At 68.3% G+C, this 14,094-nt stretch carries 14 protein-coding genes; 10 read left to right on the forward strand and 4 right to left on the reverse strand.

Annotation, left to right across the window (positions count from 1 at the left end):
- Positions 1 to 147 precede the first annotated feature (147 nt).
- Both ACWF82_RS12160 and ACWF82_RS12165 read left to right on the forward strand, forming a co-directional pair.
- Positions 148 to 2,208, forward strand: a complete 2,061-nt coding sequence (locus ACWF82_RS12160) for a PhoX family protein (RefSeq protein WP_452500542.1) — start codon at positions 148 to 150, stop codon at positions 2,206 to 2,208.
- A gap of 108 nt (positions 2,209 to 2,316) precedes the next feature.
- Entirely contained in the window at positions 2,317 to 3,003 is a 687-nt protein-coding gene (locus ACWF82_RS12165) for a pentapeptide repeat-containing protein (RefSeq protein WP_452500544.1), read from the forward strand.
- 1 nt (position 3,004) lies between these two features.
- Here the strand turns inward: ACWF82_RS12165 and ggh are convergent, their stop codons facing one another.
- Positions 3,005 to 4,345, reverse strand: coding sequence for a glucosylglycerate hydrolase (ggh, locus tag ACWF82_RS12170; RefSeq protein ID WP_452500546.1), 1,341 nt, complete (start codon positions 4,343 to 4,345; stop codon positions 3,005 to 3,007).
- A 54-nt stretch (positions 4,346 to 4,399) separates the two neighbouring features.
- A complete protein-coding gene (locus ACWF82_RS12175; protein ID WP_452500548.1) occupies positions 4,400 to 4,903 on the reverse strand; it encodes a DUF6069 family protein in 504 nt (167 codons plus the stop codon).
- A 180-nt stretch (positions 4,904 to 5,083) separates the two neighbouring features.
- Here ACWF82_RS12175 and ACWF82_RS12180 point away from each other — a divergent pair, with 180 nt between their 5' ends.
- The 4 genes from ACWF82_RS12180 to ACWF82_RS12195 all read left to right on the forward strand — a co-directional run bounded on the left by ACWF82_RS12180 (position 5,084) and on the right by ACWF82_RS12195 (position 8,948).
- Complete coding sequence (locus tag ACWF82_RS12180) at positions 5,084 to 5,773, forward strand: SDR family oxidoreductase (protein ID WP_452500550.1); 690 nt, start codon at positions 5,084 to 5,086, stop codon at positions 5,771 to 5,773.
- Positions 5,774 to 6,000: 227 nt separating this feature from the next.
- Entirely contained in the window at positions 6,001 to 6,789 is a 789-nt protein-coding gene (locus tag ACWF82_RS12185; RefSeq protein WP_452500750.1) for a polysaccharide deacetylase family protein, read from the forward strand.
- 46 nt (positions 6,790 to 6,835) lie between these two features.
- Positions 6,836 to 7,969 (forward strand): IS4 family transposase, encoded by a 1,134-nt coding sequence (locus tag ACWF82_RS12190; protein ID WP_452500552.1) that lies wholly within the window; start codon positions 6,836 to 6,838, stop codon positions 7,967 to 7,969.
- Positions 7,970 to 8,078: 109 nt separating this feature from the next.
- Entirely contained in the window at positions 8,079 to 8,948 is an 870-nt protein-coding gene (locus ACWF82_RS12195; RefSeq protein WP_452500554.1) for an SGNH/GDSL hydrolase family protein, read from the forward strand.
- 93 nt (positions 8,949 to 9,041) lie between these two features.
- On the opposite strand, the gene leuS is transcribed toward ACWF82_RS12195, so the two are convergent.
- Positions 9,042 to 11,927, reverse strand: coding sequence for a leucine--tRNA ligase (gene leuS / locus ACWF82_RS12200; protein ID WP_452500555.1), 2,886 nt, complete (start codon positions 11,925 to 11,927; stop codon positions 9,042 to 9,044).
- A 120-nt stretch (positions 11,928 to 12,047) separates the two neighbouring features.
- Here leuS and ACWF82_RS12205 point away from each other — a divergent pair, with 120 nt between their 5' ends.
- From ACWF82_RS12205 to ACWF82_RS12220, 4 genes are all read left to right on the forward strand, one after another.
- Positions 12,048 to 12,455 (forward strand): SdpI family protein, encoded by a 408-nt coding sequence (locus ACWF82_RS12205; protein WP_452500557.1) that lies wholly within the window; start codon positions 12,048 to 12,050, stop codon positions 12,453 to 12,455.
- A gap of 74 nt (positions 12,456 to 12,529) precedes the next feature.
- On the forward strand, positions 12,530 to 12,835 hold the full coding sequence (locus ACWF82_RS12210) for a hypothetical protein (RefSeq protein WP_452500559.1): 306 nt from the start codon (positions 12,530 to 12,532) through the stop codon (positions 12,833 to 12,835).
- A 33-nt stretch (positions 12,836 to 12,868) separates the two neighbouring features.
- Positions 12,869 to 13,162: a hypothetical protein gene (locus ACWF82_RS12215; RefSeq protein WP_452500560.1), complete on the forward strand. Its 294-nt coding sequence runs from the start codon at positions 12,869 to 12,871 to the stop codon at positions 13,160 to 13,162.
- Between the two features lie 108 nt (positions 13,163 to 13,270).
- Complete coding sequence (locus ACWF82_RS12220) at positions 13,271 to 13,666, forward strand: hypothetical protein (protein WP_452500561.1); 396 nt, start codon at positions 13,271 to 13,273, stop codon at positions 13,664 to 13,666.
- Between the two features lie 4 nt (positions 13,667 to 13,670).
- On the opposite strand, the gene ACWF82_RS12225 is transcribed toward ACWF82_RS12220, so the two are convergent.
- Positions 13,671 to 14,054 carry a cupin domain-containing protein gene (locus ACWF82_RS12225; RefSeq protein ID WP_452500562.1) on the reverse strand — a complete coding sequence of 128 codons (384 nt, stop codon included), beginning with the start codon at positions 14,052 to 14,054 and terminating at the stop codon, positions 13,671 to 13,673.
- Positions 14,055 to 14,094 lie beyond the last annotated feature (40 nt).

The raw sequence follows: 14,094 nt of genomic DNA on the forward strand, positions 1-14,094 counted from the left end.
CCACATCGACATCGCGAGCGCTGCGCCTGATCCCTTCGGATCGGTCGCAGCACTCGCTCAGTTTTGGTCGGGTGTTCATCTTCGCGTTTCCAGCGGCTCGCCTGAGCTGCTTACCGTGCCCGGAGTCCGATCTACTCAGGAGTCACCGTGAGTCCGAAACCGCTCGCCCTGTTCGTCAAGCACGACGGTCAGTCGGCACGCGCCGCCCTGACCTGTGAATACAAGTGCGGCAACGCCTGCTTCCACGAGCCGCCGAACACGTCCGAGGGCGCCTACTTCGGTGACATCGTCAGCGGCCTCAACCGCCGCGGCCTGATCAAGGGCGGCGCCGCCGCGGTTCTCGCGGTCGGCGCGGCGAGCGCGCTGGCGGCCTGTGGTGACGACAGCTCGGCGGCGAGCACGACGCCCGCCCCCACCCCGGCCGGAACCCCGGGCACCGGAACGGCTTTTACCGCCGTCGCGCCGAACAAGGAAGACGCGCTGGTGATCCCGGACGGCTACGAGCAGCAGGTCGTGCTCCGCTGGGGTGACCCGCTCTTCGCCGACGCGCCCGCGTTCGACTTCGACAAGCAGACCGCGGCGGCGCAGCTCGAGCAGTTCGGCTACAACAATGACTTCGCGGCCCTGCTGCCCATCGAGGGCCAGGCCAACAGCTTCCTGCTCGTGGTCAATCACGAGTACACCACCGGCCCGATGATGTTCCGCGGCTACGACAAAGCCAACCCCACCGACGAGCAGATCGCGATCACCAAGGCCGCGCACGGCATGGCCGTTGTCGAGGTGAAGGGCGAGGCGGGCAGCGGCAAGCTGACCCCGGTCTTCGGCAAGTACAACCGCCGCATCACCGCCGACACCGAGTTCACCCTCACCGGTCCCGCCGCGGGCAGCGCGTTCACCGTCACCGGTGCCGACCCGTCCGGCACCAAGGTGCTCGGCACCTTCGCCAACTGCGCCGGCGGCGTTACCCCGTGGGGCACAGTGCTTTCCGGTGAGGAGAACTTCAACGGCTACTTCGCCAACGGCGACAAGGCCTCCGACCCGCAGGGCCGGGTCAAGCGCTACGGCTTCCCCAAGGGCGGCACCCCGAACCAGTGGGAGCGCACCGACAAGCGCTTCGATCTGAGTTCGGAACCCAACGAGGCCAACCGTTTCGGCTATGTCGTCGAGGTGAACCCGTGGGACGCCTCGTCCACGCCGATCAAGCACTCGGCGATGGGGCGGCTCAAGCACGAGGGCGCGTCGATCTACGTCACCGACTCCGGTGACGTCGTCTCCTACACCGGTGACGACGAGAAGTTCGACTACATGTACAAGTTCGTGTCCTCGCGCAAGATCCAGTCGGGCACCGGGGCCGCGGCGATGCGGCACAACCTGACCATCCTCGACGCGGGCACCCTCTACGTCGCCAAGCTCACCGGCGACCACGCCGCCGAGATCGACGGCTCCGGCAAGGTGCCCACCGGCGGATTCACCGGCAAGGGCCAGTGGATCCCGCTGCTCGAGACCGGCGCCGACGGCAAGGGCAAGTCCCTGGTCGACGGCATGTCGGCCGCCGAGGTCGCGGTGTTCACCCGCCTGGCCGCCGACAAGGTCGGCGCCACCAAGATGGACCGCCCCGAGGACTTCGAGGCGAACCCGTTCACCGGCAAGGTCTACGTCGCGCTGACCAACAACGACAACCGCGCCAAGGACGACAAGCCGGGCGTCGACGAGGCCAACCCGCGCAAGCTGAACAAGAACGGCCAGGTCCTCGAGCTCACCGACAACCACACCGGCACCGACTTCACCTGGTCGCTGCTGCTGGTCTGCGGTGACCCCGCCGCCGCCGACACCTACTTCGCCGGCTTCGACAAGACCAAGGTCAGCCCGATCTCCTGCCCCGACAACCTGGCCTTCGACCCGTACGGCAACCTGTGGATCTCCACCGACGGCAACGCCCTCAAGACCAACGACGGCCTGTTCTCGGTCATCCTCGACGGCCCCAACCGCGGTGAGACCAAGCAGTTCCTCACCGTCCCCCGCGGCGCGGAGACCTGCGGCCCGATCGTCACCGAACAGCGCGTCATCGTCTCGGTCCAGCACCCGGGCGAGTCCGACGACGCCACCCCCGACAACCCGCAATCCCACTGGCCCGACGGCGGCACCGCCCAGCCCCGCCCCGCGGTCGCGGTCGTGTGGAAGAAGAACAGCGGTCGCATCGGCGTCTGACCGGCAACCCCGCTGACGGAACCGTCACTCGACTGGGCGAGTGACGGTTTTGTCGTCGGTGGGTGCCCGTATGTTGGTGCGGACATCGGCGGACGGGAGTGGTGGGACATGGCGGCGCGCAAGCGTGAGGTGCGGTTCGAGCCCGCGGTGGCGGCGCTCGGTGGGTTGCGGGCCGCGGTGGCGGGGGACGATCCGGCCGACGATCTCAGCGTGACCGGCGTCGAATATCGCGGGGCCGATTTCGCCGAGGTCCATGTGTACGGGCTGAGTGCCGAGGGCTGTCTGTTCGACAGTGTGCGGTTTCCGAGCACGTTGCGTCAGGCCACGATCACCGAATCCGCGCTGCGTGTCTGCGATCTCGCCAATGTGCAGGCCGACGACTCCTCGATGTTCGAGACGGCGATCGCGCATGGCAGGCTCACCGGATTGTCCTGGACCGCAGGCGTTTTGCGCGATGTGCTGATCGATTCGACACGCGCGGATATGGCCTCGTTCGCCGAGTCCCGGTTGCGCACGGTCGTTTTCCGGGATTGCGACCTGCGCCAGGCCGATTTCCAGCGCACCGAGTTCCGCAATGTCCGCTTCGAGCGGTGCAATCTCACCGGTGCCAGGTTCTCGGATTCCCGGCCCCAGCAGAACCTGCGTTTCGAGGACTGCGACCTCACCGGCGTCTACGGCCTGACCGCCCTGCGTGGCGCCACCATCCAGGGCGGTGACCTGGAATCACTGGCCGCCACCCTGGCCCGCGAACTCGGTATCACCGTCGAATTGCCAACCGCCGCCGGTGAATACTGACTCAGCCCAGCCAGTCGAGCACCGAAGCGGCGGTCCAGGATTGCTGCATGCTGCCCAGCGGGGCGCCGGTGAACGGCTCGTAGTACTCGGCGAAGCTGCCGTCGGCGGCCTGGCGCAGGCCTTCCGCGCGCAGCATGTGGGCGCGTTCGGCCCAGCCGCGGCGGGCGAAGGCCCAGGAGAACAGCCAGCTCATCACCGGCCAGACCGGGCCGCGCCAGTACTCGCGTGACCGGAAGTCCTTGGCGACCGGGGAGGTCGACGGCGGCAGGGCGTAGCGCAGATCGGGGTGACCGCAGAAGCGCGGGCCCTCGAAGGTGTTGAGCAGGGCGCGCTCGGCGTGGCGCGGCAGCCCGCCGGAGAGCAGCGGCGCGAACATGGCCAGCGTCTCGGTGCCGATCCAGCGCTGCAGCCGCACGTCGTAATCCCGTGCGGCGCCGGTCCGCTCGTCGGTGGTGGCGACGACGCCGGTGCGGAACCGCTCGGCCCAGCCATGCAGTTCGCGAACATCGGCGTGCGGCTGCTTGTACTCCTCGCCGATATCGGCGAGCACCTCACAGGCCAGCGCGAAGATCGCCGAGACGAACACGTCCTCCACGGCGAAGCTCATCACCGAGGTGAGCTGGTAGTCGTCGTAGTTCGCCCGCCGCATCTGCTCGACCAGCCACAGGTAGCGGTCGTATTCGCGGTCGCTCGGCCGCTGGGTCGGGTCGGAGATGATCGCGGTGTCGGCGCGCCGGTACGGGGGCAGGTCGGCGCCGGGGACCACATTCGCGTAGGCGCGGTCCCAGCGCGGTGAGTTGTCCATCCCGGATTCCCAGCCGTGGTACAGCGTGACCCGCCCGGTCTCCTTCGGGTCGCGGGCGTGCGCGAGCCAGCGGTGCCAGCGCACCAGATCCGGCCAGCGGCGGTTCAGGAATTCCTCGGCGACGGCCCTGGTCGAGCGGCCGTGCCTGCGGGAATGGTCGAGGATGCGCTGCACCGCGATGGCGTGCACCGGCGGTTGGGTGATCCCGGAGGTGTCGGGTCCGTCGGGCGCGTTGGCGGCCAGCTTGCGGCACTCCCAGCGGGCAGGCCCGGGAAAGTAGCCGTCGACGCCGTTGGCGAAGACGATGTGCGGGATCATCCCGTTCTTCCACTGCGCCGAGAGCAGCGTGTCGAGCTCGACGACCGCGCGCTCCACGCTCAACGGCGCGAGCCCGACCGCGACGAACGCCGCGTCCCAGCTCCACATGTGTGGATAGAGGCGGGGCGCGGCGCTGGTCATCGTCCCCAGGTCGTTGCCGCGCAGGAGGTAGGCGGCACGGGCCGCGAGCTGCGTGGGGGTGAACCCTGGGTCGGTCATCCGTCTATTCTGCGGCGGAGCAGGGCCGATGGCACCTCGGCACGGCTGTGATGGTCAGTACCCCGCTTGACGCGGGTCGTTCTGGGCCGCCGAGCCGACCGAGCTGAGCATGGTGGTGATGCACAGACCGACGAGCAGATTGATCACCGCGGTCGCGATCTTGGCGTCCATGTCGGCGACCAGGGTGAACGGCAGGATGACCGCGACGGCGGTGACGAGCAGGCAGATCCAGGTGAAGAAGGTCAGCGGGCTGGGCATGGCCAGCAGCAACACCATCAGCAACGCCGTCGCCAGCAGCGCCGCGCCCGCCGCGGCCAGGGCATAGGACGTGGTCGACACCGTGCCGTAGGCGCCCGCGCCCTCGGGCGAGAGAATCGCGATGCCGAGCACCCCGCGCACCAGCATGATCGCGACCACGACCAGCAGCGCGGCCACCACCGCGGTGCCGATACCACCGGCCCACAGCTTGCCGATATTGACCTTCGGTTGGGGCGGCAGTTCCTGCTGCTGGGAATACTGCGGGTTTGCCTGTCCGTAGTTGTACCGGGGATCGGTCATAGCCCGACGGTACTAGCGCCCGCCCCTGATCTGCGCGGAAACGGTCGTGGTGTCGAGTTCTGAGTGTCGTTTCGCCCGGTTTGCCGGGAATTGTCAGGCCCGCGGCCAGGTTACGGCCACGTTCGCCGAGACGCGTCGCCGGCCGACTTCAACTCGGGGCGGCCGATTAGCGTGGGACGCATGACGGTGACCAGTACTCCCGCCCCGACCGCCCTGATCACCGGCGCGAGCCGTGGCCTCGGCGCGGCGATCGCTCGTGAACTCGCCCCGACCCACGACCTGCTGCTCGGCGCCCGCTCCGCCGACGCGCTCGCGCCGATCCTCGCCGAACTGCCCGGCGCGACCGGTTGGCCCGTCGCCCTCACCGACTATCCGGCGGTGGCCGCCGCGGCGAGTGAGATCGAGCGGCTCGACGTGCTCGTCCACAATGCGGGCATCGCCGATCTGGGGACTGTCGCCGAGTCCTCGGTGGAGCAGTGGCGCAGCACGCTCGAGGTCAACCTGATCGCGGTCGCCGAGCTGACCAGGCTGCTGCTGCCCGCGCTGCGCGCCGCGAACGGCCATGTGGTGCTGATCAATTCGGGTGCTGGACTGCGCGCGAACCCGGGCTGGGGTTCGTACGCGGCGAGCAAGTTCGGCCTGCGTGCCTTCGCCGACGCGTTGCGGCTCGAGGAGCCAGCACTGCGGGTGACCTCGCTGTTCCCGGGTCGCATCGACACCGATATGCAGCGGGCGATCGTCGCCGACGAGGGTCGCGAGTACAAGCCGGAGGAGTTCCTCACCCCGGAGACCGTGGCAGGGGCCGTCCGGACCGCCGTCGACACCCCGCGCGACGGGCACCCGACCGAGATCGTGCTTCGCCCGGCGTAATCGTGCGATCGACGCCGAACTACGCAGAAAACTGACTGGAACGGCATCGATTGCGCGATTACGCCAGTCGACGACCCGTCGGCGCTGCGATGTTCGGTATGTTCCGAGTCGAGTGCCCAGTTGTTCAGCGAATCGACGGATTCCGCCGGTACGGTCTCGCTGGATTGGTCCGTGCTCTGCCCGAGCACCCGGTGCGAGTAGGGGTTTCGCAGGTGGAACGACGTCGGATGCTGGCGCTGCTGGCCGCGGGTACCGCTGTGGCGCTGACCGGCTGCGCGACCGCGGAAGGCGAGGCCGTGAGCGCCGGTTCGGGCGGCGATATTCCGGCGCCGCCCGCCGGACCGACCCCGGCCAGGGCGCTGCTGCCGCCCCCGCCGGGCGGCCCGAAGTCGGTCATCGGCCCCGGAACCATCACCGCGCTACCCGGCCAGGGCACCAGCATGGCCCTCACCGTCGACGACGGCGCCAGCCCCGAAGTGGTCGGCGCGTACGTGCGGTGGGCCGAGGACACCGGCGCCCGCTTCACCTTCTTCGTCACCGGCTACTACGAATCCTGGATGATCCACCGCGACGCCCTGCGCCCGCTGGTCGACTCGGGCCAGATCCAGCTCGGCAACCACACCTGGGACCACGCCGCGCTCACCAAGATCGGCGCGAGCGGCGTCGCCGACCAGCTCGGCCGCACAAAAACCTTCCTGCGCAACAACTTCGGCGTCGACGGCACCCCGTTCTACCGCCCGCCCTTCGGCTACCACAACGCCACCGTCGACAAGGTGGCCGCCGACCTCGGCTACACCGTCCCCGCCATGTGGTACGGCTCCCTCTCCGACTCGGGCCGGATCACCGAGCAATACCTGATCGAGTGCGCCCGAAAGTATTTCGCGGCCCAGACCATCATCATCGGCCACGCGAACTTCCCCCCGGTCACCCACTGCTACGGCCAGCTCGTCGACATCATCAAGGAACGCAACCTGTCGCTGGTGACGTTGAACGACGTTCTCCAGGTGCGAGCCTGAGGACAGAAGGCACTTCAGTTTACTTAGCGCGAGTATTCTCGCAGCTGTGCCCCGTACGGGAGCGGCGCGGTCGGTGGATGATCGGCGGTGGCCCGACTTCATCTCGTTCGGCTTGTTGACCAGGGTGTTTCCGCCCGATGTCGTCGACGCGGCGCTGGTCGAGTGCGGTCGGGTCGAACGCCGCGATCGACTGCTGCCCGCGCGATTCGTGGTCTACTACGTGCTCTCGCTGGCGCTGTTCGCTCCCTGCTCGTACGAGGAGGTGATGCGCAAGGTCATGGCGGGGCTCGAGTGGGCATTGGGATGGCCACACCAGCGGGCGGTTCCGACGAAGGCCGCGCTGTTCCAGGCGAGGAAGCGCTTGGGCCCGGAACCGCTGCGCGTGCTGTTCGAAAAGGTGGCGGTGCCACTGGCAGATCCCGGGGTTCCAGGGGATTTCTACCGATCATGGCGGCTGATGAGCGTCGACGGATCGACCTTGGAGCTGCCCGGCAGCGAAACGAATGTCGAGGAGTTCGGTTTTCCGACGGCGAGCAGAGGTCCGGCGTTGCCGCGGATACGGGTCATCGGGTTGATCGAGTGCGGTTCACGCGCTGTCATCGACGTCGCGTTCGGGGCCTGCGGGCAAGACGAGCGGACCCTCACCGAATCCCTCGTGCGATCCCTTCGCCCAGGGATGCTGCTGCTCGCCGATCACGCGCTGCTGTGCCCGCGGCTGTGGGACCTGTGCCGATCTTCCGGTGCGGACCTGCTGTGGCGAACGGGGTCGGATGCCGCGCTTCCGGTCGAAAGGTGGTGTTCGGATGGGTCTTTCGAATCGCGGGTTGGTCCAGGGATCGCGGTGCGGGTCATCGAGTATTCGCGGGCCACGTCCGGAGCCGGCACTGCCAACGGCGGGGAGCGAACCGGCCGACTGCTGACCACCATCACCGATCCCGCGGCCGCACCAGCGGACGAGCTGGTCGGAGTACACGCACGGCAGCGGGACGTCGAGACGCTGTTCGGCGTGCTCGCGACCCATCGGCGGGGCGCTGGCGCGGTGCTGCGGTCGAAGTCGCCGGACGGCGTGATCCAGGAGCTCTACAGCTATCTGTGCGTGCATTACGCGGTCCGCAGCATGATGCGGTGGAGCGGCGTTCCGGTCCTGGTCACCGGCGGCACCGCACGCCGGATTAAGTAAACGAACCCATCGAATTCTCCTGTTGCGCACGTCACATATGACGTGTCACAGTTCCTCCGCTCAATCGTTACCGAAAGGTAACTGTGAATGTTGGAACTGGAGTTTTTGCATGGTCAATGTTGTTCGCACGCAGATCGCTGCGGTTATCACGACGGCTATTACGGCCGGCCTCGCCCTGGTGGCGGCGGCCCCGGTCCAGGCGACACCGGGCCTCAGTCCGTATGTCGCGATGGGCGACAGCTACAGCGCGGGATCTGGCATCATTCCGCTCGACCCCACTGTCACCCCGGTGTGCGCGCGAACCACTCGCAACTACCCGAACCTCGTGGCGAAGTCCCTGGGTCTCGCCTCGTTCACCGACGTCACCTGCGGTGATGCCGACACCTCGCACTTCTACCAGAAGCAATGGCCGAGCCTGACCCCGCAGCTCGACGCCGTCACCGCGGACACCAAGCTCGTCACCCTGACCATCGGGGGTAACAACAACAACACCCTGATCAAGGTGATCTCCGCCTGCATCACCGCCGGATCGGCGACCGCGGGCTTCGGCAACCCCTGCGAGGAGATCTACGGCGGCCAGTTCGTCGACGACATCCTGAACAAGACCTTCCCCGACGTGAAGAAGGCGCTCACCGACATCCGCGCCAAGGCGCCGTCCGCGAAGGTCGCCATCGTGGGATATCCCCAGGTGATGCCGGCTGACAACAGCAACTGTTTCCTGAAGATGCCCATCGCCAAGGGCGATGTCCCGTACATCAACAACATCCAGGGCACGCTCAACAGTGTCGTCAAGCGCGCAGCCGACGAGACGGGCGCGACCTTCGTCGACATGTCGAGTTCTGTCGGCCATGACTCGTGCAAGCCGATCGGCACCCGCTGGGTCGAGCCGGCGGTGTGGGGCCTGAACTTCGTGCCGATTCACCCGAACGCGACCGGTATGCAGAAGATGGCCGACCAGGTGCTGGCGGCGATCCGCTGACACCACGATAGGGGCGGTCCCTGGTGCGCCACGGCGACCAGGGACCGCCTTCATCGTTGCCGAGGGGCAGCTGCCCTCGGCGTGAGCCGGACGTCAGGGGACGATGTTGACCATCTTGCCCGGGACCACGATCACCTTGCGTGGTGCCTGACCCGTGAGCAGCGCGACGACCTTCTCGTCGGCCAGTGCCGCGGCCTCGATCGTGGCCGGATCGGCGTCGGCGGGGACCTGGATGCGGCTGCGCACCTTGCCCTTCACCTGGATCGGGTACTCGACCGAATCCGCGACCAGCAGTGCGGGATCGGCGATCGGGAACGGGCCGTGGGCCAGGGATGTGGTGTGGCCCAGGCGGTCCCACAGTTCCTCGGCGATGTGCGGGGCGAGCGGGGCCAGCATCAGCACCAGGGGTTCCACGGCCGCGCGGGGGGCGCCGCCGGGGTAGTTCTTGGTGAGGTGGTTGGTCAGCTCGATGAGCTTGGCGCCCGCGGTGTTGTCGCGCAGGGCGGCCAGGTCATCGTCGACACCGGCGATGGTGCGGTGCACCAGGCGCAGGGTCTCCTCCGATGGCGCGGCGTCGGTGGCCTTCACCGCGCCGGTCTCCTCGTCGATCGCCAGGCGCCACACGCGCTGCAGGAAGCGGTGCGCGCCGACGACGTCCTTGGTTGCCCACGGGCGCGAGGTGTCCAGCGGACCCATCGACATCTCGTAGAAGCGGAAGGTGTCGGCGCCGTACAGATCGCACATCTCGTCGGGCGAGATGGCGTTCTTCAGCGACTTGCCGATCTTGCCGTACTCCTGCGCGACCTCGATCTCGACGCCGTCGGGGCCGGTCCAGAAGAACTTCGCGTCACGCTCGACGACCTCGGCGGCGGGCACGTAGGCGCCACGGGCGTCGGTGTAGGCGTACCCCTGCACGTAGCCCTGGTTGTAGAGGCGGCGGTAGGGCTCGCTGCCGGACACGTCACCCAGGTCGAACAGCACCTTCTGCCAGAACCGCGCGTACAGCAGGTGCAGCACCGCGTGCTCCACGCCGCCGACGTACAGGTCGACACCGCCCGGATCGTTCGGGCCGTGCTCGGCCGTGCGCGGGCCGAGCCAGTACTTCTCGTTCTCCTCGGCGCAGAACGTCTCGGCATTGGTCGGGTCGGCATAGCGCAGCTGGTACCAGGAGCTGCCAGCCCAGTTGGGCATGACATTGGTGTCGCGGCGGTACTTCTTCGGGCCGTCGCCCAGGTCCAGCTCGACGTGCACCCAGTCGGTGGCCTTGGCCAGCGGCGGTGACGGCTCCGAACTCGCGTCGTCCGGATCGAAGGTGACCGGCGCGAAGTCCTCCATCTCCGGAAGTTCAACGGGCAGCATGGAGTCCGGCAGCGCGTGTGCGACACCGTCGGCGTCGTAGACGATCGGGAACGGCTCGCCCCAGTAGCGCTGACGCGCGAACAGCCAGTCCCGCAGCTTGTACTGGACGGTGCCGGTGCCGTGGCCCTCGGCCTCCAGGTGACCGATCATGGTCGCCTTGGCCTCGTCGACCGAAAGTCCGTTCAGGAAACCGGAATTCACCAGCTCGCCGTCGCCGGCGTGCGCGGAATCGGTGACGTCGCCGCCCGCGATCACCTCGATGATCGGCAGGCCGAGCGTGGTGGCGAATTCGTGGTCGCGATGGTCGTGGCCTGGCACGGCCATGATCGCGCCGGTGCCGTAGCCGCTGAGCACGTAGTCGGCGATGAAGATCGGGACCTGCTTGCCGTCGGCCGGGTTGGTCGCGTAGGAGCCGAGGAAGACGCCGGTCTTCTCCTTGTTCTCCTGGCGCTCCAGATCCGACTTGGCCGCGATCGACTTGCGGTACGCCGCAACGGCTTCCGCCGGGGTGGCCGCGCCGCCGTTGGTCCAGGCAGCCACGGTGCTGTCGGGCCACGCGGCGGTGGTCAGCTTGTCGACCAGTTCGTGCTCGGGGGCGAGCACCAGATAGGTTGCGCCGAACAGGGTGTCGGGGCGGGTGGTGAACACCTCGATGGTCTCGCCGTCGGGCGCGTCGAAACGCACCTGCGCGCCACGCGAGCGGCCGATCCAGTTGCGCTGCATGGACTTCACGTTGTCCGGCCAGTCCAGCTCGTCCAGGTCGTCGACCAGGCGATCGGAGTAGGCGGTGATCCGCATCATCCACTGCCACATGCGCTTACGGAACACCGGGAAGTTGCCGCGCTCGCTGCGGCCGTCGGCGGTGACCTCTTCGTTGGACAGCACCGTGCCGAGGCCGGGGCACCAGTTAACGATCGAATCCGACTGGTACACCAGGCGATACGAGTCGATCAGGGCGCTGCGCTCGGCCGCGCTCATGGTGTTCCAGTCGCCCTCGGGGACCGCGCGCGCGCCGGTGGCGAACTGCTCTTCCAGCTCGGCGATCGGGCGGGCCTTGCCTGCCTCCTGGTCGTACCACGCGTTGTAGATGCGCAGGAAGATCCACTGCGTCCACCGGTAGTACTCGGGGTCGGTGGTGGCGAAGGAACGGCGCGGGTCGTGGCCGAGGCCGAGCCGGTCCAGCTGACGCTGCATCGTGGCGATATTGGCCTCGGTGGTCACCCGCGGGTGCGCGCCGGTCTGCACCGCGTACTGCTCGGCGGGCAGGCCGAAGGCGTCGTAGCCGAGCGCGTGCAGCACGTTGCGGCCGTGCATGCGGTGGTAGCGGCCGAAGACGTCGGTGGCGATATAGCCGAGCGGGTGGCCGACGTGCAGGCCCGCGCCCGAGGGGAACGGGAACATGTCCTGGATGAACAGCTTGTCCGCCGGCGTCTCGCCGGCGAGCGGGCCGACCGGGTTGGGCGCGTGGAAGGTGCCGCGCTCGGTCCAGTTCTGCTGCCAGCGCCGCTCGATCTGTCCCGCCAGCTCGGCGTTGTACCGGTGCTGAGGTACGTCACTCTCGGTTGCACGAGTGTCCTGCACGGTCCTGCCTTCTTGTTCTCGCCGATCCCCGGTAAACATCGTCTAACAGGGTAGAACGTCGGTGCCAGGTGATTTCCCACGGGCACTGCGGTGTGTGGGCGGTCACCTCGGCGGGGAGCGCTCGATCCGGCGTCCGCGCCGGTGCGCTAGCCTGCAGGAATGGTCGTCGTCGCTCCCCTGCTGTTCGCGCTGGCCGCGGTCGCCATCGTGACCGGTGTGCTCGGACTGCTCGGCAAACTGCCCCGCAACCGTTTCCTCGGTGTCACCACCGAGGCCGCCCTGCACAGCGACGACAACTTCCGCATCGCCAACCGCATCGCCGCGCCCACCTCGGTCGGTGCGGGCGCGCTGCTGTTCGCCAGTGGTCTGGTCGCCCTCGTCGAGGGCGGTCTCGTCGGATTCGGCGTCGCCGTCGTGGCCGCTGTGATCGCCATCTTCACCCTGGGCGCGGGCGCCAACGCCGCGGCCCGAACCGTCGAGCCCCTGATGCCGCCCGCTCCGGTCGGTGGCTGCGGTTCCTCCTGCGGTGGCTGCTCGCTGCGCGACACCTGCGCCCCCGCCAACTGAGCCTTCCGCGTTCGGTTCTGGCCGCTCGTCTCCTCCTCCGGTACAACTGGAGGTAGGACTGATCGGGGGGTTCCATGAAGATCTTCGGTTCCGCTGTATTGCTCGCTCTCGCCGGGTTGATCCTGGCCAATTTCTGGCCTGCGGTCGGCATCACTGTTCTCGTCGTCGCGCTGGTCGTGTTCGCCGTCGGGTGCGTGGTCATCGGGCGGACGACGCGTAGCACCAGGCGACGTGGCTGGGGCGCCGGTGCCAGTGGTGCGGGCGGTGCGGGCGGTTTCACCTACTTCGCGTCCGGTGACGGTGGCGGTCACGGCGGCGGTGACGGTGGAGGCTGCGGTGGCGGTGGCGGTGGTGGTGGTGGTTGCGGCGGCGGCAGCTGAGCCGGACGGAGGGCCTGACCCATGGACCGTTCGATGAAGTTGTTCGCCGCGGCGTTCCTCGTCGCGCTCGTCGGCCTGATCGCCACCGACCTCTCGGTGACCGTCGGCGTCGTCCTGCTCGTTCTCGCCGCTGGTCTGCTCGCCGCGGGTGGTCTGCGCTATCGAATCGAGAATCGCCGCGTGCGCACCGTGCGCCAGTTTCGGCGCATCCACGATGGTGGCCGCCCTGGCCGCCGCGGTATCGATGACGCGGATTCGCTCAGCGACTCCGTCGACCAAGGCGGATATTCCGGCGGCGGTTGTGGCGGCGGCGGTGGCGGTGAATGAGGCCCGCAATTCTGCGCTGACCTGACAGTGCAGGCCGGTCGAAAGCCGATTGCAAGGACGCGCGAATACGTTCGGCATCGACAAGGCCGGTACTGCAAGGGAGGGCTCATGGCTGAGGTAATCGCGGTGATCGTCGGTCTCATCGTTTTCGGGATGGGGGTCGTGGCCGTCGTGCTGGTGCCGGTCATGATCGTCATGGCCATCGTCAGGGCGGTGAGCGAGACGCCGGAGCAAAGCCGAGCCAGGCACGCACACCGAGCGGCTCTCGCACAGCAGGCCCAGGCACGTAACCGGGGCAGGCGAGGCGGGTCGAGCGGTTGGAGCTCGACCGACAGCAGCTGGTCCAGCGGTAGCGGCTGGTCCAGCGGCAGCGGCTGGTCCAGCGGCAGCGGCTGGTCGAGCGGAAGTGATTCCGGCTCGAGCAGCTCGAGCAGTTGCAGCAGCGGTAGCTCGAGCGGCTGCGGTGGTGGCAGTTCGAGCAGCTGCGGTGGTGGCGGCAGCTGAGCGGTCAGCGCAGGCCGGGTGGGGTGACCTGGTGGGCGAGGGGGCTGCCCGCCGGGTTGACGTAGAGGACGAGGATGCGGACTTCGGTGGTGCCGCGGTTGCGGGCGACGTGGGCGTTGCCGGGGCCGCTCGGCTCGCGGAAGACGTGGCCGCGGGGGTATTCGGCGGGGCCGCGCTCGAGGTAGGGGTGGTCGAGGGTGCCACGGGTGACCAGCACGAACAGGGTGCCGTCGTGGTAGTGCCATCCGCTGGTGCCGCCGGGTGCGATGCGGGTCCGGCGGACCACGATGTCGTGGCCCGCCAGGCGCAGGCGCAGCAGGGTCCGGCTGGCGGTGCCGATCGCCGGTGCCGGATTGGATAGGAAGGGCGGGGGTCGCCACCAGGTCATTCCGCTATCGAATCACCTGGTCGGTGCCGACGGTGAAGGC

The organism is Nocardia sp. NPDC055053, from assembly GCF_053608285.1.

Excerpts from the sequence above, each read along its gene's own strand:
- ACWF82_RS12180 (WP_452500550.1), top strand. The coding sequence starts at position 5,084 with ATGACGGTGACCAGTACTCCCGCCCCGACCGCCCTGATCACCGGCGCG.
- ACWF82_RS12215 (WP_452500560.1), top strand. The coding sequence starts at position 12,869 with ATGAAGTTGTTCGCCGCGGCGTTCCTCGTCGCGCTCGTCGGCCTGATC.
- ACWF82_RS12220 (WP_452500561.1), top strand. The coding sequence starts at position 13,271 with ATGGCTGAGGTAATCGCGGTGATCGTCGGTCTCATCGTTTTCGGGATG.
- ACWF82_RS12205 (WP_452500557.1), top strand. The coding sequence starts at position 12,048 with ATGGTCGTCGTCGCTCCCCTGCTGTTCGCGCTGGCCGCGGTCGCCATC.
- ACWF82_RS12185 (WP_452500750.1), top strand. The coding sequence starts at position 6,001 with ATGCTGGCGCTGCTGGCCGCGGGTACCGCTGTGGCGCTGACCGGCTGC.
- ACWF82_RS12165 (WP_452500544.1), top strand. The coding sequence starts at position 2,317 with ATGGCGGCGCGCAAGCGTGAGGTGCGGTTCGAGCCCGCGGTGGCGGCG.
- ggh (WP_452500546.1), bottom strand. The coding sequence starts at position 4,345 with ATGACCGACCCAGGGTTCACCCCCACGCAGCTCGCGGCCCGTGCCGCC.
- ACWF82_RS12210 (WP_452500559.1), top strand. The coding sequence starts at position 12,530 with ATGAAGATCTTCGGTTCCGCTGTATTGCTCGCTCTCGCCGGGTTGATC.
- ACWF82_RS12225 (WP_452500562.1), bottom strand. The coding sequence starts at position 14,054 with ATGACCTGGTGGCGACCCCCGCCCTTCCTATCCAATCCGGCACCGGCG.
- ACWF82_RS12175 (WP_452500548.1), bottom strand. The coding sequence starts at position 4,903 with ATGACCGATCCCCGGTACAACTACGGACAGGCAAACCCGCAGTATTCC.
- leuS (WP_452500555.1), bottom strand. The coding sequence starts at position 11,927 with ATGTTTACCGGGGATCGGCGAGAACAAGAAGGCAGGACCGTGCAGGAC.
- ACWF82_RS12195 (WP_452500554.1), top strand. The coding sequence starts at position 8,079 with ATGGTCAATGTTGTTCGCACGCAGATCGCTGCGGTTATCACGACGGCT.